The 3,029-nt window shown below is 40.7% G+C and carries 1 protein-coding gene; it reads left to right on the top strand.

What is annotated here, in order from left to right; translation table 11 throughout:
- Positions 1-186: 186 nt before the first annotated feature.
- Positions 187-2,517, top strand: coding sequence for an inverse autotransporter beta domain-containing protein (locus BBROOKSOX_RS09770; RefSeq protein WP_139661493.1), 2,331 nt, complete (start codon positions 187-189; stop codon positions 2,515-2,517).
- Positions 2,518-3,029: the final 512 nt, after the last annotated feature.

Here is a 3,029-nt window from a genome sequence, read left to right as displayed (position 1 = left end):
GGGGCTTGATTGCCTTTGGTTTTCACCTAATAGGTGAAACTGTTTTTTGGTTGAAATCATTATACCAGTTGGGGTTTGTGCGTTTTTTTGGTTTTTATTTTTGGATTGGGGTAAAAAAACTGCATAGGGTAGGTATTGTGATATAATTCCAAAAAAAACTTTTAATAACCAAGAGCAATTTTAACCATGAAAAACACAGCAAAATTCCAATTAAGTCACTCTAAAACCTTAACCTCAACGCCAACTCCAATAGTAAATATCGCGGGGGGAGGCGAGTACCCTCTAAGTGCGTTCAATCAATTCAAGCACTTTCTTGCGCTTAGCCTTTTAATCACATTTTCTTTTAATGCTTTTTCTGTTGACAACTCTCAGCAACCTAATAAAGAAGAATTTAACAAAGAAGCCTACCTAGATCTTAGTAAACCTTACAAGCAAAAAAATCCACAATCTGCCACCAAGAAAGACAACCAAGCCACGATTTTACTCAAAGAAGTTGCAGACTCGGCTCGTACTGCTCTAGGTTCTACTAATTCAGGCAATACCGACCAACTGGGTAATAAAGTTACTACAAGTATTAAAAACCAAGCCATTAACAAAACCGAAGGTTTGGTTAACGACAAAGCCAATACATTTTTAAACACATTTGGTGCGGGTCGTAGTGAGGTGAGTATTAGTGGGATTAGCACAAAAAGACTGACTTACAGCCTCAAAACTATCCAACCTCTCTCCGAGCTTAATGCCAACAGCAAACAATTAACTTTTATCCAAGCAGGCATCGCTTCTGGCAACGGTGGCGAGAGTCGTCGCACCACGATTAACTTAGGCATTGGTCATCGTCTATTGGTAGAGGACGACATGGCAATCGCCGGCATTAACTTTTTTACCGACTATGAGTCCAAGTCCAAGCACAAACGTCTAAGCCTTGGTTTGGAATACCAACGCGCTAACTTTAGCGCCAATGTCAATAGATATCATGTATTTTCAGACAAAAAATTAGTCAACGGTTTGCAGAAACAGGAAAGAGCCATGTCAGGTTATGATGTCAAGCTCAGCGGTCAAGCCCCTTATCTACCTTGGGCAAAAATCAAAGGCACTTATTATTATTGGGACGCTAAACTGGGTCCAGACATTAAGGGTAATATTTTGGGCGTGGATATTGAGCTTACCCCGTCGGTAAGTTTTGAATTCGGTCAAGAAAACAACAACGCCATGGATGCTAAAAGCTATGGCAAACTCACGGTAAAACTGCCACTGGGCAACAAGCAAAAATTCACTAACTTTTCGATTGCCAGCAAAGCCTTTAAAGACAGCCACAAAATGGACTTAGGTGCACTTGCTTGGGTCGAGCGTAGTAATAAAATAATGATTGAAAGAAACGGAAAAGTAGGAAACACAATATCCTTTAAAGGGTTAACTTACGCACTGATCGTCTCACCCTACACAAAAAGAGTATGGCTTGATAGAAACATAGGCGCAACGGCAGTAGCTACTGCTGATGAGGCAGCAGTAGCAGAAGCAGCAACTGTAAGTCAAAAGATGCCTTCTTATGGAGATTATGTCGAATTCAGTAGTAATGACAGCATCTGCCCAGCAGGCTTTAGCGTGCCAACCGAGGGAGAGTTTGCGGCAGAGACCACCCGCTTCCCCCAGAGAGGTACTAATGTGGCTACGGTCCTCTTAAGTTTCCTTAAGTTGCCAGCTGCGGGTGTTTCTTCGGATAATATTACTCCGATTGATTCTGTCAATAGCCTCTCCGTGTGGACTAAAAGTACTGACGATACGGATGACAAAGAAGGTCGTTATTTCTTCGTAAAAGGTAATGATATGCACTACCTCAGTACTAGTAAAACTCATCGTCAGAGCGTTCGTTGTATTAAAGAACGCACCAAAATATTGTTTAAAGGGCAAACTTATGGGCTAGTCACCTCGCCTTTCACAAATAGAGTTTGGCTTGATAGAAACCTAGGTGCAACCCAAGTGGCTACTGCAAAAAATGACCATGCTGCTTATGGTCATTATTACCAATGGGGTAGAAATGATGACGGGCATGAAGATAGAACAAAAACCGGCACATCATCCACATTAGCTACTGATATCACCGATGCAGGCACTAACTTATTTATTACTAGCACTAATAGCACTAATGATTGGGCGAGCGTAGATGTCAATGGTGCACTTAGAATGGCTGCTTGGAAAGATGGCGGAGCCAATGACATCTGCCCAGCAGGTTTTAGCGTGCCAACTGAAGCAGTTTTAGGGGATGAGATTGCCAAATCTGGTATTTCTGGTAGCAATGGTGCTGCTACTAGAGCCTTCACCAGCTTCCTTAAGATCCCAACATCTGGCTTCCGCCATAATACAGGTGGAGCGGTTAACCTTAATCGAACATTCAGCCACTTTTGGGTTCGGTCTGCTACTACTGGCAAGAGCCGTGTTATGGATATCAATCCCAATAACGCTAGATTTATTGACTCTAATCGTGCCTCTGGCTTTAGTGTTCGCTGTGTTTTGGAATAAACACTTTGTATAAATAGCCATAACCAGCACTAAAAATATCACATTCAAGTGCTGGTCAAGTTGTTTACTTAAAGCATTTAGCGATACAAAAAACCCAGTCTTTTGACTGGGTTTTTTGTGTATTTTTAATAAGGCGTGCTATCTAAAAGATTGATAAAGACAACTGTAGTAACTAAGTTTATTCACTGTACTTGGTTTGTTATGCTACACGCAAGCATCAGCGTAATGCTCAAAACCAACTAGAGTTTGAGCTTGAAGGTTTTATGCAGCGTGTATTAATTCGGCATGCAAATATCATGCGTTTTAGGTTGTAAAAAACTTCATCAGAATTTTTAAAAATATTCAAAAAAACTTATATAGGGGCGAGGCAGTGGTATTATGTCTAAAATTTTTAAAACTAAGTGGTTAAATTATCATGACAAACACAGCAAAATCCCAATTAAGTCATTTTTTTAAAAACACGCCCTCTAGTGCGTTCAATCAATTCAAGCACTTGCTTGTGCTTAGCCTTT

The sequence above is a fragment of the bacterium endosymbiont of Bathymodiolus sp. 5 South genome, assembly GCF_900128535.1.
In the GTDB taxonomy this organism is placed as follows: domain Bacteria; phylum Pseudomonadota; class Gammaproteobacteria; order PS1; family Pseudothioglobaceae; genus Thiodubiliella.
Note: the sequence above shows the minus strand (reverse complement) of the source record. Positions and strands in the feature narration are given on the sequence as shown.

Coding starts and splice junctions, on each gene's coding strand:
- BBROOKSOX_RS09770 (WP_139661493.1), top strand. CDS start 187: ATGAAAAACACAGCAAAATTCCAATTAAGTCACTCTAAAACCTTAACC.